Raw genomic sequence first — 25228 nt, 5'->3', positions numbered from 1 at the left:
GAGATTAAAGCTACATTTCGTGCGGCGGACCTAGTCACCCGGATAGATATGGTGTTTGCGCTTGGAGCAATCCGAGAACACTGGCGGATTCCGGATAACGAAATTGATTGGAGCCCAGGGCGATGAACTGGACAGACGAACGCGTCGAACTACTGAAGAAACTGTGGAGCGAAGGCTTGAGTGCAAGTCAGATCGCAGCGCAGCTTGGCGGCGTGAGCCGTAATGCAGTGATCGGCAAAGTGCACCGTTTGAAGCTTTCGGGCCGTGGCAAGACCACGACCGCTGCTCCACGCAGCAAGAAAGTCAACACGGTCGCCGCTGCGCCGCGTCCAGCAGCACAACATTCAACCGGCGTACATACAACGACAATGCGCACGGCTACCGTTACCAAGACGGTTGGCGCCACCGCCCTTCAGGTGGACTATGCCGTAGACGTAGTTGCGGAAACGGTGATCAAGCCTGCCTCCGATGTGGTGGTGCCGATTTCGCGCCGTCTCTCGCTGCTGCAACTGAGTGAGCGCACCTGCAAATGGCCGATCGGCGACCCGCTGAATGAAGATTTTCATTTCTGCGGTCACGAATCCGGTGAATCGAGCCCTTATTGCAGCTATCATTCGCGCATGGCTTTCCAGCCGACTGGAGAGCGCCGCCGGGCTCGTTAACGCAAGTACGAGATTTGAGACATCTGGCCCCGGAGCGAGTGCTTTCGGGGCCATTTTTTTAATAGACCAAATTTCTATTTTAGGATGGATGTATAGACTTCCAGCGTGCGATCAGCGATGCCGTTCCAGCTGTAATCCCGCGCAATCCAGTCGATCATTTCTTGCGACTGCTCACTAGTCAGGGGCTTGTCGATCTTCTGCCGCAACGCACTCTTCAACGCATCGACATTGCCGAGCGGAAAGTAATTTTCTTCCGGAAGCCCTACTTCGACATTAGCAGTAATATTGCTCGCAAGCACGTTCAAGCCATATCCCATTGCCTCGAGAAGCGCGATTGGCATACCCTCATGACTGGAAGGTAGAACGAACAAGGCCGCCTGACTGAACAAGGCCGACAATTCTTCGCCCTGAAGTGCACCCGTCAACACAACACCTGGCACAGCTTCAGCTCCGGCGCGGACGGCTCCGGCATATTCAGCGGTATATTCTGCAGAACCAATCAGAGCCAGTTTCAGAGAAGGATCGGAAAGTTTTGCGAAGGCTTCGATGAGATCGAGCTGACGTTTTTCCGGAACGATACGGGCCACCAGAGCAATGTAGCGGCCCGGGGTCAGACCGTGCTTCTCCAGCCACGTCTCATCCCGGCAGGCAGGACGGAGCGTAACGCCATTCGGGATGAAGGTAATCGGCACATTGTAGTGCTGTTGCATGGTCTGCGCGATGTCGTTGGATACCGCGATACGCGCATTGGCAAACCGCATGCCGCACCATTCGCCAAGCTTCAGCATCGTGCGCGCAAGCCGTCCCCACTTCTGACGATTATAGTCGAAACCATGATGCGTCACGACTGCGCGCAACCCCAGCAGTCGCGCCAAGGGAACAGCCAGAGCCGGGCCGATTGCATGAATGTGCACAACATCCGGACGTTTGAAGCCCGCGCGCAACACGCCCAGCACTGTGTGAACAATCGCTTCGAATTTCATGGAGGTTGGTGCCCAGATCGGCGTCACCTGCACACCTTCCCAGACATAAGGTTGCTTCTTTTCCAAATAAGGACGACGCCCGATGACTTCGACATCCCAGCCCTTTGTCACATAGAGCCGCGCAAGCTCCTCGACGTGTTTTTCCACTCCGCCTTGAACATTCGGAACGCCACGCAAGCCCAGCATCATGACGCGAGGTCGTTTGTCTTCTCGGACCATCAAAGCGCCCCCAACTCGGCGTAAAGCTCCAGCGTGCGGTTTCTGTACGCCTGCGGTGAGAATTCGTTGCCGGCCCAGACCCGGCCTACATTTCCCATCTTGCGTCGTGCCTGCGGCGTTAATTCCGCGAAATTGCCAAGAACACGGGCGAGATCGTCGGCGCTCCCGGAACGCGAGACCATTCCGGTCTCACCTTCGATGATCATTTCAGGAATTCCGCCAATGTCAGCGCCAATCACCGGCACCCCAAGAGCATAAGCTTCCAGAATACTGATCGGAGCATTCTCATACCATTCAGACGGTAGGACGAGCGCTTTCGCTTCTCCAATCAGGCGATGCAGCCGCTCACCCGAGACATAGCCTGCGAAAGTGACGTCACCGCCTGTCTCAGCCGCGAGTGCCTGCAATGACTGTTCTTCAGGCCCGGTGCCTGCAATGACGAGTTTCTGGCCCGCACTGGCTGCGGCACGAATGAGAGTGCCGATCCCCTTTTCAGGCGCCAATCTTCCGACATAGGCGAAATAATCGCCCTCATCCTCATAGGGTTTCAGATCGTCCGTATGAGCGAAATTGGGGATATAGACCAGCTTTTCCTCCGGCCAGCCCCATTCCGCGAGTTTGGCAATATAGAACCGGCTAGGCACAACAATCCGGTCAAGCGTATTGCGGTAGAGACCGAGCATGCGATGGATCGCTGTCTCGACAAAAACCAGCCCGCTCAAAGTCGTGGAATCCTTGATGCATTTGTGAAGCGCCACATTATAGATGCGTCCGCCTTTGCAGCGTTCGCAGATCTGGTTATGTGACAGCATCTTATAGGCCGGACAGGCCAGCTTCAGGTCGTGCGCCGTCATAACCGTCGGGACACCCGCGTCTTTCAGAACCGGGAAAATCGACGGCGACAAATGATGATAGATATTGTGCGCATGCGCGACATTCGGGCGAAACCGTTCGATCAACGCCTTGATGCGGTCGCGCGCTTCCCATGAGTAAATGATCTTGCCTGCCTGCACGACTTTGGTAAGCGGGCTGCTTTCCCGGCCATACTCGATTTCCGAAACGAAATAAGAGGACCAGTCGGACGCAAAGTTGTCCGGATGCTGCATGGCAAAGGGGGCTGTTTGCCAGCCGTTTTCAGAAAACAGTTTGATATGGTCGAGAAAAACAGTCTCGGCGCCACCGCGCCGATAAAAGTAATTATTGATCGCCAACAGGCGATGTTCCTTTTCATTTACATGCGTCAAGCAGCACCTCGTTGCGCGCCAAGGCGCGCCAAGGCCTCGCGAACAGAAAGAACAGTCGCTCCACTTCTCATTGCATGAGATACGAGGCGTTCAAATGTTTCAGGTTTGCACCCGAATTCGGTTGGCGTATCGCTGACATCGTGCGTGTAGAAGACGAGCCAGCCGGGATTGGCATCCAGATCGTCGATCCAACGGGTCTGGCGTATGGCCTCGTCATCGGGCTGCCTAATTTCGACCGCTTGCAAAAAGGCCAGATCGATCATGCCGCGATTGATCCGGTTACCGCCGCCGCGACATGTTGCGAAACGATCGGCAAAAAGCCGACGCGACATCATCGAAGATGCGCAATAAGGATAAGCAAAATTGCGTAGTTCAGCGCGATCCGGCTCGAACGCATCGAGATAGGCTGTGTTACGATCAAGATCGGAAGCGATCTCCCGCGCTCCGGCGTAAGGGACTTTGAGATGGCTATAGGTATGACAACCCAATTCATGCCCACGCTCGACCAGCTTGCGGCACCCTTCCTGCGTGATCAGGTTCCTTTTGGTCTCTTTCGTACCAACCAGATTTCCAGCAATATAGAAGGTGCCGTGAACCCCATGTTCGTCAAGAATAGCGGCCCCGGCGCTCTCCGCCGTATCGGGCACGTCGTCGAACGTAAAAGTGATGATCCGCTCATTTTTCGGCAAGCAGAACGGACGCAATGGGAACCGACGACTGATACTGTCGTTCAGCCGAATGGCATACCATTCCAGGCGACTGCGCGCCCGCTCGAGACTATCCATTTCCACCATTGCCCCAGCCCCCCAAAAGCTGTTTCAGACGAGCCTCGCCTTTGCCTGCAAGCGCAATCCGAAGACAGCAACCATAATACAGAACCACAATGCCCCACCGTTCTGAAAGAACGTACTTTCCATACAAGACATATATAATCCGTAAAGCCAAAGGCGAATATAAAGGAGCGTTAATATAGGGTCGTTATCTGTGCTTTCCGCTTCCTTAATGTATCGCAGCGGCAAGACCATTATCCAGATAAGCGTCAGAATTAAACCAATAACCCCCGCATTGATCATCATATCCAGGAAAGAATTATGCGCATTGAAGGCTGCAACAGCCCAACTGGCACCGCCGCCGCCCGCATAGACCATTTCAGGGGTTTTCCAGAACGAGTCCAGACCATAACCAAATATCGGTTTGGCCGAAATAGCAGCGAATGCGAGTTTCCAGATATCGGATCGATTTGTGAAGCTGGCGTCCACTCCCAGGCTTTGAACAAGCTCGCGCAAGGGATCGAAGACAGCCGCACCGACGGCAACAACGTTGAAGGCGACAATCCCGCCGATCGAAATGAAAACCCGCGTCCATTTCATCCTGACAAAGACCAGCGACATCAGGACAATGAAGGGCAACATGGCCGTCGATGTCTTGCCGCCCGTATGCAGAACGAAAAACACGCAAAGGGCGACGATAAGCAGACCGGTTTTTGGTAACCCGGCTTTCCAGATATAGAGCCCGAAAAAGCTCATCAGCACCAGCGATGCAGCGGCAGCATTCTTGTGCGGATAGTGACCGCGCCACGAACCGGCCAGCATGGGCTCGATGACTTCAGTCGCCTGATGAATGGCGCGTTGCGGCATGAAGATTATGCCAAAATAAGCAAATGCCAGCGTTATCAATGAACCAATTGCCAGCAACCGCGCCATCTGGCGTTCGGATTGCGGCAATATAAGAAAAATGCTCGCATTCAAGGCGGTCAGGATAGACAGGACGACCTTCTTGCTGGCAATCATGGGATGAGCCGACAGCAAGGCGGTCAGGAAGAGCCAAAAGAAAATCAGACCAATCAAAAGGCGCGGTTGCATGACGGCATTGCGCATGGAGCCGCTTAGCGCACAAACCAGAAAGCTGCCTGTAAGGAACAAGGTGACCAGCTGGTTCAACGAACTGGATGCTGCGGCTGTAGCAGTCACACCGGTAACAGTGCCAAGATCGGGATAGGGGCTCGTGCCTATCCAGACAAACAAGAACATGCAGAGAAAGAGTGCAGCCCCGATAGTCGACGAGACTCGCGGCTGTGTCTCCACACGGCAATGTACCGATAACTCAGCCAAGTCAGACCAGATCCTCTCGGTTTCGCCGCCACGCACCAAGATAGCCCAAACCAAGTGCGAGAACCACGCCAAGACCCATTCCAGCGATGCCGCCGCCGACACCAAGCACCATAGTCTTGGGCGGCCAGCTACGACTGATGGGAGGAATGGCGGTCGAAATGATCCGAATGTTCGTCGCATCAAGTTGCTGGCGCTGGCTTGTCTCCGACGACCGGGTCAGGAACGTATTGTAGATCGCCACTTTGGCGGCCATGTCACGTTCGAGGTCTGAAAGCTGAACTTGCGCATCATTGTCGAGTGCGACAGCCGAACGTGCGGAAGCTGCCTGCGCATTGAGAGCTGCGACAACGGCATTTGCCTGATCGAGATCAACCTTGGCCGATTGCAGGATACGTGCCCGCTCCTGCATCATCTGCTGTTCCAGACCGGCAAGCTGACGTTCCGTGTTTATCAGTTCCGGATAACGCGGCCCGTAGGTCATGGTGAGAGCATCGTAACGCTGTTTCAGCGATGCATATTGTCCACGCAAGTTTGTCATGGTGGGCGACTGCAACGTGCTTGCCGGGCTAACTGCGCTGCCCGTGTCCCTGGTCAGTTCCTCATAGCGCGTGCTTGCATCGGCGACGCGCGCTTTGGCATCGACCAGCTTGGAGTTGATCTGTGTCATCGACTGGGTGCTGACGAGTTCCCCGCCCGCAGTCTGCAGACCATGCGCCCTGCGGAACGCCGCGACTTTTTCTTCCGCCCCAGTTGCTGCTTTCTGCAGCGAAGACAGCCGTTCGGACAAGGCGGCGGCAGCGCGCCCCGCCCCATCGGCATCCGCTTGTGCGACTTCTTCCTGGAAAGCACTCGCCAGAGAATCCGCAACCCGCACGGATTTCTCGGGATTTTCGGTCCAGACAGCAATCGTAACCAGATAGGACCGTTCAGGTCGCGTAACGTTGATCCGCTGCGAAAGTGCGCGAACCGCGGTCAGCGTGTCATCTTTTGGACCCGCCGGTTTGCTGAGGCCCAGCATAGCCCGCAGATCGAAGGCGGGCGGAGGAGGAACAAACTCCTCATCTTCATTCAGTTTCAAGTCCGTCACGACCCGCCGGAGTACATTCCCGGAAGTCAGGATGCGCATCTTGCTTTCGATGTCGAGAATCTGGCTATCGGCTTGCATGCTTTGAGCATAGACATCGTTCGGCAACAACTGGAGCCCAGACGGCGGAACCAGCAAATCCGTATAGGCTGTGTATCGCGGCTTTGCCGTCATGCCGTAAGCGAGCCCCGCCAAGCCACCTATTATTGCCAGTGCCGCGATCAAAATCCACCGAGCCCGCATCCAGGCAAGCGCCTCGAACAGGTCGAGTTGAGGCAGCATCAGTCCCTTGTTTACGGGTGCGACTGTTTCGGTGACTTTTTCTTCTTCACGGGCGATATGCGTCTCGCGTCTGACTGCGCGCAACCGGTCATCGACGGAGGCCAGATTTTCACCGCCGGTCTCCGTTACCTGTGCTTTCGAAGCGAGGTCGCGCAAGGTGTACATTAGTCGCCCCTGAAGTTCACTCAATAGCGCAAACATGGCGCTACTGTTTTCATTAGACTTAAAGATTAAAAAATTCGGTTAATGAAAGGCAATCTCGTGCAAGAGTGTCACTAAAATGCAAATGATGGTCATTTAGTCCTATAGATCCTCACAAATTTTGGCCGACATGCTTGGCACTTCGTGTTTTTCGGGATTAAGAGAAGATGGAGCATATGTCTCACCACCAGAAGCTTTACGAAAAATAATCCGGTTCGCTGCCATAAGCTTTTCTTGAAATTCGAGCGCGTCTTTTATTCTCCCAAAAGCACGCTGGGCTGGAACAGCCTGAACATTTGGTATAAAAACTTGAAACGCCATTGGTCGACATTACTGTCCTACGCAGCTTCTAGCGGCAGCCTTTTCGCGGCAAACATCGCGCAGCTTTTTACATTTGCTATTCTGGCGCGATATCTCGGCTCTCACGAGTTTGGTCTGTTCGTGACGGTCATGGCGGTAACCAGCATCGCCACTTTCATCTGTGGCCTTGGCGGAGCAGAGTGCCTCGTGCGTCGCGTGGCGCAGGATCGGGCAATCTATCCGGCAATGCTTGGCCACAATCTTATTCTCATCGCAATAACCGGCATCATACTCGTCGCTGCTGGAATGCTGATACTGCCGTTCTGGCTAAGCAGCGCTCCGGAATTCTCCGGCAACCTGGTTGGGCTTTTCCTGCTGCTTGTCACGAACATTGTGCTGGTGCGCCTTATCCTGCTGGTCGAGCAGATCTATATCGCACATACCGACTTCATATCCGCCAATCTCTCCGTTGTTGGATTTGCCGTGGCTCGCACGATTGCCGCAGCAATCGCTTGCCTCGTATTCGGCGTCTCTACCGTTGTCGGCTGGGCCTATTGGCAATTCGGGGTTCATGTACTGGTCGCCGTAGTTTATGCCCTGTTCTTGCGCAGGCTCGGTCGGCCGCAATACACGATTGTACGCGACGAACTGCGGCTCGGTGTGATGTTTGCATCGCAGTTCATCTTTAAGGCAGTCCGCCAGAACGCAGACCTTCTGCTCCTCGGCACGTTGATGCCGCCAAGCGTCGTCGGCAGTTATGGCGTCACCCGCCGCATCATCGACAGCAGCACACTGACCGTCGAGGCGATGAACCGTCTCGTCTATCCTCATCTGGCACGCGCCAGCGCAAATGGCATTCATCATGCCCTGCCGATCACGATGCGCTTGCTCGGCGCTGCTTTTGCGATTGGCATATTCACATCGCTGGCTGTGTTTATTATCGCGCCTTACCTGCCCTATCTGTTCGGCAGCGAATACGACACGCTGGTTTCCTTCTGCCGCACACTTTGCTGGATCACGGTGTTCGTTGCCTTATGGTCGATAGCGGTCGATCTCCTGGGTGCAGCAAGCCAGCACAGCTACCGCACTGCGGTCCTGAACACAGGCAATATCCTCGGCGCGCCGCTTCTGGCATTGGCAACGTGGTACGCCCCGATCACAGGAACTTTCGCGGCCATTTACGTAATTGAAATCAGTATCGTGTTGGCATCGTGGGGTTGCGTTATCTACCTCGTTCGCCGGAGTCGTGACGCAGAAGAGAAAAAAGGCGGTTTCAAGCAAGTGGGGGCTTAGATGGCGCATGTTTCGATACCAGCAAATGGCACCAAATCGCGACGTGTTCGCGCGATGGATACCGACGATATTCCAGCCGTCCGCACCCTGTTCCAGCAAGTTTTCCGCCCACAATCGAAATCTTGTAACGAAAACTTCGATCAGTTCTTTCAGAAGTTCTTTTTTGAGAACCCCTATTACGATCCTGCAATCGGCAGTGTCGTGCACGAGGACGATCATGGTGGGATCGATAGCGCCCTCTCGGTTCTCCCAATCCCCTACAGGGTCAATGGCCGAACGATCATGGGGCGACTGCTATGTGCTTTCATGATGAAGCCGGACATGTCGCCACGCGGTGCCGCCGAACTGACCCTCACCTTGCGTCCAAGCGACAAGATACTCAATTTCAGCGACAGTGCGGCGCCAGTGAGCCTCAGACATTTCGAGGCTATAGGAGGGGTGACGCTCAGCACACACGGGCTTGGGTGGACCCGCGTGTTCCAAGCAGCAAGCTATGTGGCCAGTTACCTCGCCGAACGGCGGCCGATCCTTGATGGATGGGCGACAAGTTCAGTCGGCAAAATGCTCAACCCGCTTTTTCCGCTTCCCCCGATCAAGAAAGCCGCCAAATCCCGAGCGAATGTGAAGGAAATAGCGCTTGAAGAAGCGGTCTCACTCGTTCCTGGCTTGCTCGAGAGCTATTCGGCCCATCCGGTCTGGACCGAAAGCGACATCAACTGGTTGTTTCAGATGGCGTTGGACAATCAGGCTGCTGGTACATTGCACCTCTGCGCGATCAACGACCATACCGGCAGTCCGAGCGGCTTTTTCTGTTACTACAGCCGTCCCAACGGCATGGCTGAAGTTTTGAACGTCATCGCACAAGCCGGAACGGAAAAACATGCCGTCGATGCGATGCTGCTTCACGTGCAGGAAGAAGGGCATATCGCAGCGCAAGGCCGGGTAGACCCGCGCTATCTCAATGCCCTTTCGCAACAATCCATCATGTTCTTTCGTCTGAAAGCCAATGTCTGTGTTGTTACTGCAAGCGCGGACATGTTGAACGCGGTACACCGCAATGATATTTTCATTGGCGGATTGGCTGGCGAAAGCTGGAGCAGGCTATCGACAGACTTCTATTGAACTGCGAGTTTTCGTTCCAAAAGGAAGAAAGTCGTCGGCCCCTCCTTGCCCGCTGCGTTATCAAGCCGGAAAGCAATGGGGCCGGACCCCACCGCTATTTCTTCGTGAACCTTGCCGTCAAGGCCGACTGGCGAGAGCATCCATGAAATCGTATTTCCTGCCAGTCTCACATCCACCCGATTGCGCAGCAAAGTGACGGGCAGTCGCCCCCAATCCTCTATGACTTTCTCCGCCTTGTCGCGGAAGCGCATATCAGTATTACGAGCATCGCTGGCGAAAATTATCAGCAGCTTTTCGCTGTCCTTCAGCGGCTTCTCATCAATTGCCGAAACAGCAAACAAGCCTCTTTCCTCGGCATTACCAATGGATAACTCATTCAAAGTCAGCCGATTTTTCAGTTCGGCAAAGGCGATAGCCTCTGTCTTAGGTGTGACCACGTGCATCCGCTGCTTGTTACGGTCGAGCCGGATTTGACCGGTGGCACTTTCAAACAAGCCTTGCGAGGGATTGGTCACGTTATCATCCGAAAGAAGTCCTGTTGCTTTCAAGCGCTGTAACACGTTGTCGAGTGACACGTTCCGATAGTCAACCGCGACTTTTTTCTGCAAGCCTTGCGGCCACGCCAGTTCCTTCGCGGCAAGACCAATCCCGCCAAGAAGTGCTAGCGGTTTCAGCCGGGCCGGTTCCCGAAGTTCGAGCGATTCACCAAGGCTCGTCTCTCCTTGCGTCATGAATGGCACATCGAAAGCTGCGGTTTCGACGTCTCCCCGGCGAAACAGGAGCGCTGCCAGTGTTTCGCCGGCACGCGCAACCGGATCTACCGCGAAAGTGTACGGCACGATACGTTGACGAAACGGAGCTGCCTCATCAAATGCAAGCGTCAGGGGTCCCTGGCCATGACGGCAGATACCGTCCCAGCCTTGCAATGCCGCATAGGCCGGAAACACCAGACCCGCCTCATACCGATGACTGTTCCAGAACAGCTGCTCATACTCGGTCACAAGAAACGGCCGGCCGATCCAGCGCCCGGCAGCGATCTCACTGACATAGGAAGCAGCGTCGGCAATCGAGCTCGCATGCTTGATTGCCGTACCCGGGCTGAGAGTTCCGATCCAGTCCTGATAGGTATTGGCCGCCACCACTTTCTGAGGCTGTCGCGAAAGGGCCGTTTGGACCGTGAACCAGTTGTTGTAAGGGGCGATCGGACCGCGATAGCCAAGATCGCGCAGCGCCCCCTCCATCCGTTGCGCCAGCAAACGTTCACTTTCGACGAGAAAGGCCTGAAAATCCCGGAGCCTCCTCCCCCCACTGCTGCGGCTTTCGGGCAGATGGATGGTTTGCTGCTCCAGATTTTCGTCGGAGGCCAAACCACCCCATGCTCGTGACAAGCCAGCAGTATCGGCATAGCGTTTTATGAGGAATGCATTGAACGCGGGACGATAACCCGGCCAAAATCTGGTCCCATCGTCATTCTCATGCACGAAGCTCGTAAACTCGATACCATTTTCGTTGAACGGAATGACCAGAGCGAGAGCAGGATCTTCTAGAGGTGAAAGGCCGGTATAGGGATTGACTGTAGCGTAGACTTCTTTCTGGAAGCGCAGCCAATGTTCGAATGCCGCATCTTCCACAAAGGCCCGGCGCTTCAGATTACCTTCCAGTCCCCAACGATCAGTGTCCTTTCCGCCGAAAGCGCCGCTTTCAGACGTAAGCCCGTCAATGATCCAGTAAATACCTTCACGTTTGAGCGCTGCCATCAGGTAGCGCGTCCGGTCAAGCGCTTCGGGACGGAAGTCGAAATCGCGCGCCTGTCCAAGCATCAGATCGGCATCGACGAAATGAAACCGGGCTATGTTGTAGCCATGCAAGCGGAGCTGTCGGACATATCGATCGATGAACGCATGATCCACGTCGCCTGAAGATGGAGGCCCCCAGCCAATCGCCGCACACTGTAGCCGCATCGCTTGATCCGGCTTGTCAGCCTGCGCGAAATGCCCGTCAGCATTTGCGATCAAACGATTTTTCTCGTCAATCGGGGTATTTGGCAGAAAACCTGAAAAATCCAGAGGGCTTTCTGCGGAAATTTCGAGATTGTTTTCTGTGACCGGAAGCCATTCTTCAGCATTGGCGCCGGGCATTGCGAGGCCTATAAGCGAAGCAGATATGACCAGTCGCAACCCTTTCATCACGGCTCTCTTATAATCTTGCTTTCGATCCAGTCGGTTGGTTTGCGGCGCGGCTGAAAAAAGCCGAGTGGAAGTGCTGCTGCATGAAAGATCCATGCGACCACCGCATAGACGCCCAGTTCGATACTACGAGACCGAACAGACATCGCCACGAACGGAGCCACTGCAATTATGGCCGCGACCAGAATTGCCAGCGACCATCCCGGTACAAAAACAAGAGCTGCTAGGATTGCCAGCCACCAAAGATAGACCGCGCCCCAAAGCCGGAGCTCCGGCAATTCACGGAACAAGTTTTTCTGATGCGGCTGTCCAATCGCCGCACGCAACACTTCACCGGTCCCACGCAGATATTTGCTTTTCCAGCGTCGAACCAGAAGCTTGTAGGCATTCATCGTATAGCCAAAATGCTGCACGAAAGGACGATCCAAACGGTAGAGCTTCCAGCCCTTGCTGCGCAGGCGAACCCCTGCGTCAAACTCTTCGTGTCCATGAAGATTGCGATCAGAGAAATAACCCGCCTGCTCTATCGCGCCGCGCCTGTAGAGCCCGCCGCCATTCATGCGATCAATGTCACCTGCGCGCGCTTCCGGCGAATGGCGCTTCGCACGACGCTGGAACTCAAGACTTTCCAGAATCTGGTCCACGACATGGCCGGTCACACCGCCAACGTCAGGATGTTTGTCGAGATAGTCGAGGGCAGCCGGTAGAAAATCCGGCTCGAGTATCATATCGCCATCGATCAGGCAGATATAGGGCTGTGCCGAATACTGGAAGCCCAGCTGCGGACCGAGGCCACAGCTAGCCTGCGCAGGAGGCTCGATCTGCACAATTTTGATCGGATAGGATCGTGCGATCTCTATTGTGCGATCGGTAGATCCACTATCCGCTACAATTACTTCCACTTTTCCGCCGGGCAGAGCTTTCAAGGCGCTCTCCACAGCCTCGGCGATGCGCTTTTCCTCGTTCAAAGTTTTGATGATAATCGAAACAGACATCGTTACCCTATTTGAGAGAAAGCATGTGCAAAGAAATCTACTGGCTCAAGCCAGCATTTCATAGTTTCCTTTGGTTTCAAATCTACTAAACACTTCAACTATAAAATGAGATTCGTCAGGCTCAGATTATAGAAATTTCCCAAATTTTAGGATGATCTGAAAGACCTTCATGCTGACCAATGATTTCGACATTCGGGTTTACAGCAGCACGGAGCAGCTATCCGCCGACTGGCCGGATGCCGATGACAAAACCGGCAGCGCATTTTTCGTGTTTCAGGCCAGATCCTTCCTGAAGGCATGGGAAGCGAGTTACGGGCAGAAATCCGGTGTGCAGCTATGCTTGAGCGAGGTTCGCCTGCATGACGGCACCCCACTTCTTTTTCTGCCACTCGCTATTACCCGTGTCTACGGTTCCCGCGTGCTTTCATTCATCGATGAGGGTGTAAGCGATTATAATGGACCCGTCATATTTCCAGCCGCAGCGCAGCTTTCTCACAACACGGCAACACGTATTTTCGAAGCGGTCGCCGCGGCGGTCCCCTCACATGATCTGATGGCGCTTAATAAAATACCAGAGCGAGTTGAAGGCCTTGCAAATCCGTTGTGGCAGATAACAAACCGACCTTCCAACGCATCTGCACACGCCATATCTCTGGCTCGCCCGATGGATGAGATAGAGCGGTCCGTACAGAGTATTCGCAACATAAAAAAACGTGATCGAACGCTTCAGCAGATGGGTGAACATCGGTTCTTTGTCGCGCAAACCGAAGCGGAGCGGCGCGTGCTTCTAGGGGCTATGTTGCGCCAGAAGCAACGGCGCTTTGAAGAAACCATGGTCCCTGGTTTCGACGCGCATCCCGAGAAGCAGCGCTTCTTTGAAGAGGCTACCGAGCAACTGGCACAATACAACGCCCTGCATCTTTCGGCACTCGCGATAGGGGAAACGGTCTTGGCCACGATGTGGAGCGTCGTCCGCAATGGTCACTACTGTGCAATGATCACAACGTTCGAGAACGGCAAATGGAGCAGATTTTCACCCGGAAAAGTGCTGATACTGCGCCTGCTTAATGAACTGAAAACAGACGGCTATATGAGTTTCGATCTTGGGTTTGGCGACGAGCCGTGGAAAGTCGGCTTATGTGATCAGACAACACCACTGCGCGACTATATCCGATCGGTCACTTTTCGAGGGCGCATGTCGCTCATCCTCGCCCATTCATTGGAACGGTTACGCATGACTTCGCTCTATCGAAAACTTCGTCCGTTGAAATGGCAGCTGCTTCGCAATCTTAGATAGAGCTTATGCGGCTCGCTTCGGCAGCCGCACCGTAAACGTCGACCCTTCACCCAACTGGGAGCGAACAACCAGACGGCCTCGATGGCGAGCAAGAATATGTTTGACGATAGCAAGACCAAGACCCGTGCCCTTCTGAGCGCGGCTTGTTTCAACGTCAATCCGATAGAAGCGCTCCGTGAGGCGTGGTAAATGTTCCGCTGCAATGCCCGGACCGAAATCCTGGACTGACGCCACGATTTCCGCAGAACTGCCACTATTGTCTTCGTTCAGTTTTACGATGACACGCTTGCCAGCCTGTCCATATTTACAGGCATTCTCAACGAGATTCTGGAATACCTGAATAAGCTCATCACGTGCGCCCGTAACATTCACCGGATGATCAGGCAGATCACGCTCGATACTGATATCGAGGCCTGCGGCCAATGGCGTCAGCGTATCGGCAACATGATTGAGAATGGAAGTCACGTCCACGCATTCATTGACAGCCAGATGTGCCCGCATTTCGAGACGTGACAGGGACAATAGATCATCAATCAGCCGTGACATGCGTTCGGCCTGTTTCTGCATGATATCCAGAAATCGATCACGCGCCGCCGTATCGTTTCGGGCTGGACCTTGCAGCGTTTCGATGAAACCGCGAAGCGAGGCCAGAGGCGTGCGCAATTCATGGCTTGCATTTGCGATAAAATCCGACCGCATGCGGTCGATGCGACGCGTTTCACTCTGATCGCGAAACAGCAGAACAAAAAGTTCAGGTCTGCCGTCCTTGTCAGGCAGAGCCTTGACCATGGCTTTGAACCAGCGATCCATCGGGACACGTTCAAAATATTCAATGCTGCGCGCTTCTCCGTCTGCAATAACCCCTTGAATGAGGGCATGCATTTCCGGCGCCCGGAATCGTAAGTAAAGCGCGGTGCCGGTTTCCAGCGACTGAAACGCATCGAGAGCTGCAGAATTGGCGAACCGAACCGTGCCGCCATGGTCGAAAACGACCATCGGATCGGTCAGAAGATCAGCCAGGCGCTCGCCTGATACCCCCGCCATTTCATTGGGTGCTATATTTTTTGCTGGCGTCTCATCCGGCTCGCTGCTTGCAACTTCGCTTGAAAGCCATACAGCGCCTAGAACGACGACGGCCAGCAGACCTGCGCGAAACCAAAACGGAAGATCGAGGGCCAACACGCAGACAGCGAGAACCATGCTGGCGATCACAACGCCCTTGACCCGGAGAAGCGGTTCGAAAATCGACTTCTCGGCTTGTGGTTCTGGATCTGTGCGGTTGCCTGCCTCGCTCATGCTGCTTCCTTCTGCGGTTGTGGCATCGACTTTATCCGGAAATGTTTGAACGTCCTTTACGCGGCTTCCAAACAGCCCATATCATGCTTTGATATAAACGAAAGGGAATTGCCGTGGGTGACAGTTCGAAGACAGCTAACAAAAAGAAAGACAAAAAAGACGAGGCAAAGCCAGGCGACAAGCCAATCAAGCTGAAAATTGATGGGGCAGTGCATTCGTTTGACATAAACGATCCAAAATTGCCGAAATGGATCGACGATAATGCGCTGCAGTCGGGCGGATACCCTTATCCATCCAAGATGAAGTCGGATGAATATGAAGAAACGCTCGAGCGGCTTCAGATCGAACTCGTCAAACTGCAATACTGGCTTCAGGATACAGGCGGACGCGTTATCAGCGTTTTTGAAGGTCGTGACGCCGCAGGCAAGGGCGGCACCATCTTCACGATCCGGGAGTTCATGAACCCAAGAACTGCCCGTAATGTTGCATTGCCGAAGCCGACCGAAACCGAACAGGGTCAATGGTATTTCCAGCGTTATGTCGCGCATTTCCCAACTGCCGGCGAGTTCGTCACATTTGACCGCTCATGGTACAACCGGGCGGGTGTGGAGCGCGTGATGGGCTTTTGCACATCAACGCAGCTTGAAACTTTCCTGACTGAAACACCCGATTTCGAGCGCATGATCGTTACAGATGGTATTCATCTTTTCAAATTCTGGCTGGATATCGGTCAGGAAATGCAGCTCAAGCGCTTTCATGAGCGTCGGCACAGCCCGCTTAAGAACTGGAAATTCTCACCTATGGATGTGGCGGGCATTTCTCGCTGGAATGATTATTCCGATGCATTGCATACCATGTTTGAAAGGACCGATACAGGTTACGCACCCTGGACAATCGTTCGGTCGAATGACAAGAGGCGCGCCAGACTGGCTGCAATCCGGCGCATCCTTTTGACACTGCCCTATGAAGGAAGAGACCTTCAGGCAATTGGACCAGAGGATCAATCGATCATCGGCCGCGGTTCTACATTCCTCACCCCGTCATTCGCTGAGATGTAAAACAGGCTAGGCTGGTGCGGAGTCTTTTCCCACAAATGCGGCATACGCACCAGCTGCCATAGCGCCCGCCAGGCCGATATCGAAATCAACACCCAGTAAATCGGGATCGAAAACAGGTAGGCATAACCTCCCAGTTCCGTCGGCTCCATAGTTCTGGAGCCAAGAAGATAAAAGCTCACATAAGCCATCAAAATGTTCATTACGTCGAGCGCCAGCAACCATACGCTGTGAGACGTCAGCGGACTGAATGCAGTGCTCACCAGCAATGTGAAGAACATGACCAGCATAAACGGGTGCAACAATGCAGAACCGATAATACCCAATGTATAGATCTGATTGATGGTGAATCTGAACCAACCCAGTTCGCGCCAGGTATTATAAGGCTGGCGCCCGTGAACGAGCCAGGTCTGCATCCATCCTTTGAGCCAGCGTGTGCGCTGCTTTCTCCAAATGTCGTAGTTGACCGGTGCGTCCTCAATAGTCCCACGCGTGATGACGCCGATACGATAGCCAAATCGGGCGAGCCTCACACCCAAATCGGCATCTTCCGTGACATTGTAAGCATCCCAGCCGCCGACCTCTTCCAGACATGATCGTCGAAAATGATTGGAGGTACCTCCGAGCGGAATGACAAGCCCTCGAGAAGCAAGCCACGGCAACAGCCCCCGAAAAAGTGCGGCATATTCGAAGGCAAACATTCGCGTCAGCAGATTATGGCGAAAATTCCCGATAATCAGCGGCGCCTGTACACAGGCGAGCTTGTCGCCTTCTGCCTGAAAGGTCTGCCATGCTTCAAGCAACTGATCGGGATGGGGACGATCTTCAGCATCGAAAACCGCAACAATTTCGCCTCGGGCAAACTGCAATGCATAATTCAGCGCCTTTGGCTTTGTCTTGGGCCCACCGGACGGCACGAGAACCAATTCGAAATTTGATGGCAGTCGCTCACGACGTATCGCCGCTATCGTATCAAAGTCATCCTTCTCGCAGACAAGCTTGATATCAAGTTTGCTTGCCGGCCAGTTCAACCGCTTCAGACTCAAAACAAGCTGACCGATCACGTCCTGCTCCCGATACAGCGGGACGAGGACGGAATAGCTTGGTAAATCACGCGGCCTGCATTTCTTGAGCTCAAGAAATTTCAATCTTCGTCCCGAGGCAGCCGCGAACAATCGGATCATCACGCAGCCAAAGAAGAATATCGACAGCGTAACGTGAAGCACCAGAAGCGTTATCATCGGCCAGTTGAGCATGCAGGCGAAGAACGCATAGATCGCCATGGCAATGATAAATGCCTGAGGCGTATCCAGAACACGCGCTGCTGAAAGCGACTGCGGCGTCATTTCATGTGCCCGTGTGATCAGATCCTTCTGATGTCGTTGCCGCATGATGTGTTTCAACAGCGTCGGTGTGCAGATACGGATCCGGCTCTTCAATTGTGGTGTCGCAAGAATATGATCCCGGAGCGTTCTGATACGATTATCCGACGGAGCTATATAGAGATAGCTACCTCCGTCCGTACCGAGCACCATGACCTGGCCAACATCAACGAAAGCCGACGGCTTTTCTTCACCAGAGACGAAAATGCGAGAGGGTAGCGCCTCGTTTGTAAATTCCACCCCCAAAATATCAGCGATAGCTGCATAAATGACCGATTCCGCAACATCACCCCGCTGAACCAGTTCCGCACAAAAAGATGTTCCATGATGAGCCGCCGCACTATAGGCCCCCAACAACGCATCTCTAGACACGCCACATTGTTCCAATCTGGCTGATATGGCACTGCATATCTCCAGATCGAACGCAATCGATACACTACTCATAGCACCCCCGCACTACTGAATATTTACAATTTATGTTTTAGGAATTTACAATTATAATTACTTTATCGATTTCTTTATTAGGTACTTATTTCGATAAAATTACAATCGGAAGGTAATATACTATAAGCGAATTGCAACCTTTATTTTCATTGGACTTTCGTTGAGTATTGCTTGCCGCTTGATTTTTCGGGTAACACGAACTTATCGAGAAAAAAGCAGAAACGGATTATGAAACGCTACCTACCAAGACTTCTAGCTGTGCTGGTATTCACATGTGGCGTCCATGGTGCCTGGGCTTCGGAGACTCAACCGGAAGCTCCATCCTTCATCAACCAGAAAGAACGCCTGCCATTGCCGTCCTTGCAAGCGCTCAATCGGTTGCGCTTTATCACAACTGTCGATTTCCCCCCGTTCAACATGCTGGGCGATCAGGGGCAGCTTTCCGGCTACAACGTCGACCTTGCCAAAGCGCTTTGTCATCAATTGGGCGTCGATGACATCTGTCAGATTGAAGCTGTACCATGGGACGAGCTTGAAGAGCGCCTTCTTAGCGGACAGGCGGAAGCGATCATGGCCGGGTGGAAACCAACCGAAGCAAACCGCAAACAATTTGTCTTCTCACGGTCCTATATGCGATTGCCTGCGCGATTTGCGACGACCAATGCAGGCGCGTTTAGCGACGACGCAATTATGGCAACAAAAGGAAAGAGTGTTGGCGTAATTGGCGGTACCGCCCATGAGCAGCTTCTGAAAAGCTATTTTCCTCAGGCAGTCGCTAAACCTTACTCTGATGATTCACTCATGCTCGCCGACCTCAAAAGCGGCAAGATAAGTGCTGTGTTCCATGACGGCATGGCACTTTCGATGTGGCTGAATAGCCCTGAAGGCCATGCGTGCTGCACATTCACAGCCGGCCCCTATCTTGCGCCGCAATATCTTGGCAGTGGCCTCAGCATTGCTGTAGCGCAACAAAACGTTCCTCTCGTCAATGCCCTCAACAATGCCCTTCAGGCCCTGCAGCAGAAAGGCACGTTAACGGAGCTCTATCTGCGTTATTTTCCCAACAGCTTTTACTGAGGGAGCATCAGACGGATCTGGCCGATAAAATAGGGCCGCCCATTACGTGCCATTTTGACGCAGAGAAGATTCGATACCAAGCGAATTTTCAGATATTTTTGAAAATTCCGATATATCGATACTTACAGTAGAAAAGTAAAATTATTTTCTTTCAAATATATAACTCAAGCTGATTGCATAAAAACCGATAGCAGTGCGCATTCTTCAGCACGAATTGCGCCGCTTCTAACATAAAAATCTCAATAAATACATCCATTTATTTTTACTTGAACAAATCAGCCTCTCATCAATAATCAGATTGAGGGAGAAGGAGGATTTATACAATGTTCGATGGCGTTCCTGCTCAATGGCACAAGACTCCGGAGCAAACGAAGCGCTCGCCCAATGAGGCCGCCTACGTGTTTCTTGGCATCATGCTTGCGGCGCTCAGCGTACCCGCAACCTTTCTAGCCTGGGCGATCGTTCAAAGTATCGCATCGCTGTTCTAGCGGTTGCTTCGATTCTGGCATCTGCTCAATGCAAAAAGCCCCGCCGAAAGGCGGGGCTTTTGTGTTCCGAAACGGGCGCGAACTAGAGCTGATTGCCCGCCTGTTCGCTCTTGTCGGTCACATCCTGCGTGTCCTCGTCCTCCGGCTTCTTCGGAGGCTTACGCGCTATCAGACTATAGAACATCGGAATGAAGAACGTCGCGATGAACGTTGCCGCCAACATACCGCCAATGACGCCCGTACCAATCGAGTGACGGCTTGCCGAACCGGCACCCGTGCTGATCGCGAGCGGCACCACGCCGAGAATGAAGGCCAGCGAGGTCATCACGATCGGGCGGAATCGCAGGCGTGCAGCAGACAATGCCGCGTCGAAGGCAGATTTGCCCGTCTCGCGCTCCAGCACGGCAAATTCCACGATCAGGATCGCATTCTTCGCTGCCAGACCTATGAGTGTCACCAGACCGATCTGGAAATACACGTCATTGGTCAACCCGCGCAGATCAGTCGCCAACAATGCGCCAAAGATTGCAAACGGCACTGCGGTGATGACGGCAAGCGGCAAGCTCCAGCGTTCATACTGCGCAGCCAGGATAAGGAACACCATGACGAGGCCGAAGATCATAGCCTGCGTGCCTGTACCGCTAGTGGTCACTTCCTGATAGGCCGAACCGGTCCATGCAATCTGATAGCCTTGCGGAAGAACTTCCGCAGCGACTTCCTGCATCGCCTTGATCGCATCACCGGATGTGAAACCCGGTGCCGGATTGCCGGTAATCTTGGCCGCGTTGAAGGCGTTGAAGCGTTCAAGCTGATCGGGACCGACAATACGTTTGACCGTCACAAGAGCATCGAGCGGGATCATGCTGCCGGAATTAGCCCGTACGAAGACGTGCTTGAGGTCGCTTGGATCGCGGCGGAACTCGGCTTCCGATTGCAGATTGACCTGATAGTTGCGGCCAAACAGCGTAAAGTCGTTAACGTAGAGGCTGCCGAATGTTGCCTGCATCGCAGTGAATACAGAGTTGATCGGCACACCCATAGCCTTCGCCTTTTCGCGATCAAGCTGGATGTCATACTGCGGAACGTTCGGATCGAACGTCGTGCGCACCCCCTGCAGCTCCGGTCGCTTGGCCGCAGCCTCGGTGATGAGCTTGGTTGCTCGCGTTAGCGATTCTACACCTCCGCCTGTGCGGTCCTGAACATAGAGCTCAAAGCCGCCGGTCGTGCTGAGGCCCATGATCGGAGGTGGGTTGAATGCAAGAATGAGTCCGTCCTTGATGCCCGCATTCATAGCCATGAAGGCACCAGGCAGATTGCGCGCATCGGTTTCAGGCGTCGTGCGTTCCTTCCAGTCCTTGAGCATGATGAACATCGTGCCCGCACTGGTTTTCAGACCGCCCGACAGAAGGTCGAAACCGGATACCGCGAAGACGCTTTCCACAGCCGGGCTCTTCCGGATATTCGCGCTCGCCTGATCGAGAACCGCCGTTGTACGCTCCAAAGAGGCGGCAGGAGGAAGCACTGCGACGCTGAACAGGAAGCCCTGATCCTCGTCTGGCAACAACGATCCCGGAACCCTTTCGAAAAGATAGTATGTAGCGCCAAGAAGACCTGCAAACAGGATGAGACCGATTGCGGCGCGTTTCAAAAAGAAGCGAACGCCACGAGAATACCCGTCTGTCACCCGCTCGAAGAAGCGGTTGAAAATACGGAACGGCAGCATCGGCTCGTGATGACCCGGCTTGAGGATCAACGCGCAGAGTGCCGGTGTCAGTGTCAAAGCCACAAGACCGGACAGCGTCACCGAAATCGCGATGGTGACGGCGAACTGCTTATACATTTCACCGACAAGGCCACCCATGAAGGCCACAGGAATGAACACTGCGCAGAGCACGAGAACAATCGCGACAACCGGACCCGTCACTTCACCCATAGCCTTGATGGCAGCCTTGCGCGGTGACAGTTTCTCCGTCGTCATGATACGTTCGACGTTTTCCAGAACCACGATAGCGTCGTCGACCACGATACCGATTGCCAGCACCAGACCGAAGAGCGTCAAAAGGTTGATGGAAAAACCGAGCACATACATGCCCGCGAAAGTACCAATAATCGAGATCGGCACTGCGATGATCGGAATGAGTGTCGCCCGCCAGTTCTGCAGGAAGATGAACACCACCAGCACAACGAGAATAATCGCCTCGATGAAAGTGTGAACCACCTCCTCGATGGAGACCTTGATGAACTTCGTCGTATCGAACGGTATCGAGTAATCGATACCTGCCGGGAAGCTCGCTTTCAGCTCATCCATACGGTTCTGGATAAGCTCCATCGTGTTGAGCGCGTTTGCGCCCGGCTGCAGATAGATTGCAATCGGCACCGCAGATGTGCCGTTAAGATTACTGTCGACGAGATAGCTTTCCGTACCGAGCTCGACACGGGCGACATCCTTCAGACGAAGGGTCGCGGCGTTGGAGCTTGAGCGCAGGATAATGTTTTCGAATGCCGCAGCATCCGGCAGACGTCCCTGCGTGGTCGCGGTATAGGTGAACGGTCCGGCTTGCGGGTCCGGCTGATCGCCGAAGCGGCCTGCTGCAAACTGCGCATTCTGCTCCTGGATAGCAGTCGATACATCGCTCGGGGTCAGGTTGTATTGCGCCAGCTTGTCGGGACGCAGCCAGATACGCATCGAATAGTCGATATTGCCAAGCAACTGCACGTCGCCAACGCCCTGCAAGCGCTTGAGGTCGTCGACGACATTCAGGAGCGCATAGTTACCGACATAAGTGCGGTCATAGCGATCGCTGTTGGAGAACATGGCAACCATGCCCAGAATCGTGGTGGAACGCTTGTCCACCGTAACGCCAAGACGTTGAACTTCCTGCGGAAGAGACGAGGTTGCACGCTGTACGCGGTTGTTGACGTTGATAGTGGCCTGATCCGGGTCGGTGCCCAAAGCGAAGGTCACCGTCAGCTGCATGGTACCGCTGCCAAGGCTCGAGGACTGCATATAAAGCATGTTCTCGACGCCGTTGATCTGCTGTTCCAACGGCGCAGCAACAGTCTGCGCCACTGTTTCGGCGCTTGCACCGGGATATGTCGCACTGACGACCACCTGCGGCGGCGTCAATTCAGGATACTGGGCGATCGGCAGGATCCGGATACAGATCAGGCCAGCCAGCACGAGAACAATGGAGATGACCGCCGCGAAAACCGGGCGGTCGACGAAAAACCTATTCATTGCTTGCCTGCCGCCTGTTCTTTGCCAGCCTCAGCACCGGCCTTATCCGGCGATGCCTGATTGCCTGCTTCAGTAGCTGCGTCGACCGGATTGACCGGACGTCCCGGAGCGGCCTTGATGAGGCCCTCGGTTATGACCCGATCCCCTGCGTTGAGGCCCTCGGAAACCAGCCATGCATCGCTCAGTTCACGAGAAACCGTGATCGGCCGCACTTCGACGATGTTGTCCTTGTTGACCACGTAAACGAACTGCGTTTGCGGGCCCTGAAGCAGGGCGGCCTTCGGGATCGTGATAGCGTTCTTAACCTCGATGCCGAGGATCACCGCGCGAACGAACTGACCGGGAATCAGACGGCGATTTGGATTCTCAACGACAGCACGGGCGCCGAGGGTTCCCGTTTCCGTGTCAAGCGACGAGGACGTGAAGTCGATTGTTCCTTCATGATCATAGGCCTGACCGTCACCGAACAGGACCTTGATCTTGAGGCGATTGGCATCTTCTCCCGTAGCGCCGCGTTCAGCACGCAAACGGTCGATTTCGGCCGCTTCCGTGTCCGTGAAGGAGAAGTTCACGTAAACCGGATCGAGCTGCATGATCGAGGTCAGGAGACTTGAGGATGCATCGGTACCGATGAGGCTGCCCTCATTGACCTGTTCGAGACTGGTAATACCGCTGATTGGCGCGGTTACCTTGGTGTAGCTCAGATTGAGCTCTGCCGTACGGAGCTGTGCCTTGGCTGCTGCAACCGCTGCCTTGTTCAAGTCACGGGTCGCAAAAGCCGAGTCGCGAACGGCTGCGCTCTGTACCTTCTGCTGAACCAATTGTTCGGCGCGCTCAGCGTCTCGGATGGATTGCTGATACTGCGCTTCAGCCTGAGCTACTTGTGCCTGAGCCTTTTCAAGCTCCGCCTCATAAGGTGCAGGGTCTATTTCAAATAACACGTCGCCAGCTTTGACTTCCGTGCCTTCGGTGAAATTGCGGTGAAGCAATATTCCGCCCACGCGCGCGCGCACCTGGACATCACGATAGGCACTGATACGCGCCGCATATTCGTAGGTAACAGGTACGTCATGCGGCTTGACCACGGTAACGGATACCTGTGGCGGAGGTGGCGTGGCGCCTCCCGGTGCTTGCGCCAGAACGGGTTGCCCCGCAAAGACAAGAAATGCGGCCCCTGCCGCAAAAAGCCGAATAGAACGGTTCATAGTCATGATGGGAGTGCCCTTGCTGTCGCGCGGTGCTGCCAATTTAACATACACGAGTGTTTGTAAACACGAACTACCGTGTTATAGTCAATCACCTAATATTACAGATCACGAATGAGTTATCTAGATTTAGCGGTAAACTGGGCCATTAGCCTGCATCCACCCGAGAGAAGTCATGCGAAGAACGAAAGCCGAGGCCGCCGAAACCCGGGAAGCCATTTTGGTGGCTGCCGAGCAGGTTTTCCTCGAGCGCGGTGTCAATCAATCTACACTGATGGAAATCGCCTGTCATGCCGGAGTAACGCGTGGCGCTGTTTATTTCCACTTTCACGACAAACTTGAGATCGTACGCACAATCATAGGCAGCGCGCGGTTCCCGCAAGAAGAAATCATGTTGCAGGCAGCGGCGGTCAATCACCCCAATCCGATGCACGTTCTGGAACAATCGATTATTCAAGCGCTACAGCTTTTCTCGAGCGATGAGCGCCAACAGAACATCTTCACTATCATCAACCAGCGATGCGAGTTCGTTGGCGAAATGGCCCCGCTCGAAGAACGTCTCAGGGAAGCGCGTGCCAATGCCCTCTCATTGTTCGCAGGACTGCTGGACGTGGCCGCAAGACGTGGGGAGCTTTCGAAGGAATGGACCGCTGATACGGCAGCACCGGTCCTGCTTTCCATATTGAGCGGGCTTCTCAATGAATGGCTGCGAGGCGACAGAGACTATGATCTTGTAACGTATGGCGGCAAGGCGATCTCGATACTCATTCGATCCATGAGAAATCAGGCGACGGAAACCCATTAGACGCGTTGCGGGATACAATTGCGATATCGTTTGCCCGCCGGTCCTGCTATTTTCCCCAATAGCAAGTTTCAACCTATTGTGATTGCCAAACTTCAAAATTGGGAAAGACGCTCGACTCTTTTATAATTTACGCTTACGTCAATGTAACTCTTGCGAAGAGTATAAAACTCGACCACATTTATGAACGAGGAAGCTGTCCGTGGGGCGGGCGGCTTGGGAGACGGCGGGCGCACAAGCTGCCCAATTTAAGACGGAGCAA

The 25228-nt window shown here is 54.1% G+C and carries 20 protein-coding genes; 8 read left to right on the top strand and 12 right to left on the bottom strand.

Features of this window, described 5'->3' with window-relative positions:
* The first annotated feature begins 122 nt into the window (after positions 1-122).
* Positions 123-662, top strand: a complete 540-nt coding sequence (locus CQZ93_RS01680) for a GcrA family cell cycle regulator (protein WP_105541042.1) — start codon at positions 123-125, stop codon at positions 660-662.
* Between the two features lie 74 nt (positions 663-736).
* On the opposite strand, the gene CQZ93_RS01675 is transcribed toward CQZ93_RS01680, so the two are convergent.
* The 6 genes from CQZ93_RS01675 to CQZ93_RS26530 form a co-directional block, all read right to left on the bottom strand.
* Complete coding sequence (locus tag CQZ93_RS01675) at positions 737-1864, bottom strand: glycosyltransferase family 4 protein (RefSeq protein ID WP_105541041.1); 1128 nt, start codon at positions 1862-1864, stop codon at positions 737-739.
* A complete protein-coding gene (locus CQZ93_RS01670) occupies positions 1864-3108 on the bottom strand; it encodes a glycosyltransferase family 4 protein (RefSeq protein ID WP_105541040.1) in 1245 nt (414 codons plus the stop codon). The genes CQZ93_RS01675 and CQZ93_RS01670 overlap by 1 nt, the downstream gene beginning before the upstream one ends.
* A complete protein-coding gene (locus tag CQZ93_RS01665) occupies positions 3105-3902 on the bottom strand; it encodes a polysaccharide deacetylase family protein (protein WP_105541039.1) in 798 nt (265 codons plus the stop codon). Before CQZ93_RS01665 ends, CQZ93_RS01670 begins: the two co-directional genes overlap by 4 nt.
* A gap of 24 nt (positions 3903-3926) precedes the next feature.
* Complete coding sequence (locus CQZ93_RS01660) at positions 3927-5219, bottom strand: O-antigen ligase family protein (RefSeq protein WP_286151705.1); 1293 nt, start codon at positions 5217-5219, stop codon at positions 3927-3929.
* Between the two features lies 1 nt (position 5220).
* Positions 5221-6750 carry a GumC family protein gene (locus CQZ93_RS01655; RefSeq protein WP_105541037.1) on the bottom strand — a complete coding sequence of 510 codons (1530 nt, stop codon included), beginning with the start codon at positions 6748-6750 and terminating at the stop codon, positions 5221-5223.
* A gap of 138 nt (positions 6751-6888) precedes the next feature.
* Entirely contained in the window at positions 6889-7107 is a 219-nt protein-coding gene (locus CQZ93_RS26530) for a hypothetical protein (RefSeq protein WP_181153293.1), read from the bottom strand.
* Here CQZ93_RS26530 and CQZ93_RS01650 point away from each other — a divergent pair.
* Together CQZ93_RS01650 and CQZ93_RS01645 are read left to right on the top strand one after the other, a co-directional pair.
* Positions 7096-8379, top strand: a complete 1284-nt coding sequence (locus CQZ93_RS01650; RefSeq protein ID WP_105543133.1) for a lipopolysaccharide biosynthesis protein — start codon at positions 7096-7098, stop codon at positions 8377-8379. The genes CQZ93_RS26530 and CQZ93_RS01650 overlap by 12 nt on opposite strands.
* Positions 8380-9501 carry a hypothetical protein gene (locus tag CQZ93_RS01645; protein ID WP_105541036.1) on the top strand — a complete coding sequence of 374 codons (1122 nt, stop codon included), beginning with the start codon at positions 8380-8382 and terminating at the stop codon, positions 9499-9501. It abuts the gene before it with no gap.
* Here the strand turns inward: CQZ93_RS01645 and CQZ93_RS01640 are convergent.
* Together CQZ93_RS01640 and CQZ93_RS01635 are read right to left on the bottom strand one after the other, a co-directional pair.
* Complete coding sequence (locus CQZ93_RS01640; protein WP_105541035.1) at positions 9495-11687, bottom strand: glycoside hydrolase; 2193 nt, start codon at positions 11685-11687, stop codon at positions 9495-9497. The two genes, CQZ93_RS01645 and CQZ93_RS01640, sit on opposite strands and share 7 nt — an antisense overlap.
* A complete protein-coding gene (locus CQZ93_RS01635) occupies positions 11687-12682 on the bottom strand; it encodes a glycosyltransferase family 2 protein (protein WP_105541034.1) in 996 nt (331 codons plus the stop codon). The genes CQZ93_RS01640 and CQZ93_RS01635 overlap by 1 nt, the downstream gene beginning before the upstream one ends.
* Positions 12683-12851: 169 nt before the next feature.
* Here CQZ93_RS01635 and CQZ93_RS01630 point away from each other — a divergent pair, with 169 nt between their 5' ends.
* Positions 12852-13979: a GNAT family N-acetyltransferase gene (locus CQZ93_RS01630; RefSeq protein ID WP_105541033.1), complete on the top strand. Its 1128-nt coding sequence runs from the start codon at positions 12852-12854 to the stop codon at positions 13977-13979.
* A 3-nt stretch (positions 13980-13982) separates the two neighbouring features.
* Here CQZ93_RS01630 and CQZ93_RS01625 read toward each other — a convergent pair whose 3' ends face one another.
* A complete protein-coding gene (locus tag CQZ93_RS01625) occupies positions 13983-15275 on the bottom strand; it encodes an ATP-binding protein (protein WP_105541032.1) in 1293 nt (430 codons plus the stop codon).
* Between the two features lie 113 nt (positions 15276-15388).
* On the opposite strand from CQZ93_RS01625, the gene ppk2 reads away from it, so the two are divergent.
* Positions 15389-16333 carry a polyphosphate kinase 2 gene (ppk2, locus tag CQZ93_RS01620; protein WP_105541031.1) on the top strand — a complete coding sequence of 315 codons (945 nt, stop codon included), beginning with the start codon at positions 15389-15391 and terminating at the stop codon, positions 16331-16333.
* Here the strand turns inward: ppk2 and CQZ93_RS01615 are convergent.
* Positions 16276-18156, bottom strand: a complete 1881-nt coding sequence (locus tag CQZ93_RS01615; protein WP_105541030.1) for a glycosyltransferase — start codon at positions 18154-18156, stop codon at positions 16276-16278. The genes ppk2 and CQZ93_RS01615 overlap by 58 nt on opposite strands.
* A 228-nt stretch (positions 18157-18384) precedes the next feature.
* On the opposite strand from CQZ93_RS01615, the gene CQZ93_RS01610 reads away from it, so the two are divergent.
* Positions 18385-19233, top strand: coding sequence for a transporter substrate-binding domain-containing protein (locus CQZ93_RS01610; protein ID WP_105541029.1), 849 nt, complete (start codon positions 18385-18387; stop codon positions 19231-19233).
* A 323-nt stretch (positions 19234-19556) separates the two neighbouring features.
* Positions 19557-19721, top strand: coding sequence for a hypothetical protein (locus tag CQZ93_RS26525; RefSeq protein WP_181153292.1), 165 nt, complete (start codon positions 19557-19559; stop codon positions 19719-19721).
* 82 nt (positions 19722-19803) lie between these two features.
* On the opposite strand, the gene bepE is transcribed toward CQZ93_RS26525, so the two are convergent.
* Positions 19804-22959, bottom strand: coding sequence for a multidrug efflux RND transporter permease subunit BepE (gene bepE, locus CQZ93_RS01605; RefSeq protein WP_105541028.1), 3156 nt, complete (start codon positions 22957-22959; stop codon positions 19804-19806).
* Positions 22956-24170, bottom strand: coding sequence for an efflux RND transporter periplasmic adaptor subunit (locus tag CQZ93_RS01600; protein WP_105541027.1), 1215 nt, complete (start codon positions 24168-24170; stop codon positions 22956-22958). The genes bepE and CQZ93_RS01600 overlap by 4 nt, the downstream gene beginning before the upstream one ends.
* Before the next feature lie 169 nt (positions 24171-24339).
* On the opposite strand from CQZ93_RS01600, the gene CQZ93_RS01595 reads away from it, so the two are divergent.
* On the top strand, positions 24340-24969 hold the full coding sequence (locus tag CQZ93_RS01595) for a TetR family transcriptional regulator (protein WP_105541026.1): 630 nt from the start codon (positions 24340-24342) through the stop codon (positions 24967-24969).
* Positions 24970-25228: the final 259 nt, after the last annotated feature.

Source organism: Ochrobactrum vermis (genome assembly GCF_002975205.1).
In the GTDB taxonomy this organism is placed as follows: domain Bacteria; phylum Pseudomonadota; class Alphaproteobacteria; order Rhizobiales; family Rhizobiaceae; genus Brucella; species Brucella vermis.
The sequence above is the reverse complement of the archived record's forward strand: the minus strand, read 5'-3'. Positions and strand labels throughout refer to the sequence as shown.